The 480-nt window shown below is 53.3% G+C and carries 2 protein-coding genes; both read right to left on the bottom strand.

All coding sequences use genetic code 11. The annotated features are described in order from the left end of the window. Positions 1-59: 59 nt before the first annotated feature. A complete protein-coding gene (locus AC2W7G_RS18515; RefSeq protein WP_485869717.1) occupies positions 60-179 on the bottom strand; it encodes a DNA-directed RNA polymerase in 120 nt (39 codons plus the stop codon). Beyond that, on the bottom strand, positions 127-480 hold a 354-nt coding region (locus AC2W7G_RS18510), incomplete at its 5' end, for a hypothetical protein (protein ID WP_485869718.1). The genes AC2W7G_RS18515 and AC2W7G_RS18510, both read right to left, overlap by 53 nt.

Below are 480 nucleotides of genomic sequence, written 5' to 3'. Positions count from 1 at the left end.
CAAGGAAGCAGAACGGAGAGTCTAACTTGCCCCACCACTCAATGCTATCCATTGGGGCTTTAGCCTGCAGTCATGATGTTGTCGTGGTTGTCGTCAACCCACTTGATGCGCTCCTCGAAGGTGACTTTATCGACACCCGCACAGTTTGCACCGTGGACCTTCAGCCACTTGAAAACCATCAGCGCCAATAGGCTTGCCGACTGCCAGAGTCAGGAGACCTTTCTGCATGTCGTTGCCTTGAGGGTTGAACATCGGCACAGCGTAGACGCGACCGCGCCAGTCCATGTTATACGGGAACCATATAGCCTTGAACTGAGAGAACTTGTTCGCTTGGTTAACGATAAAACTCAGCGACAATCTGCGTGACTGCCTGGCCTTCTCGCGGCGATAGATACCAGCAGCAGCTTTCTTCCATGCCTTGAGTTCCTCTTCAGTCTCACCCGCATAGTCCTCAGGCTTCAGCGGCTCCATTTGCGGGAT

It is taken from the genome of Aeromicrobium sp. PFPM2_SD2, from assembly GCF_057364525.1.
This window is presented reverse-complemented; position numbering and strand designations above follow the sequence as displayed.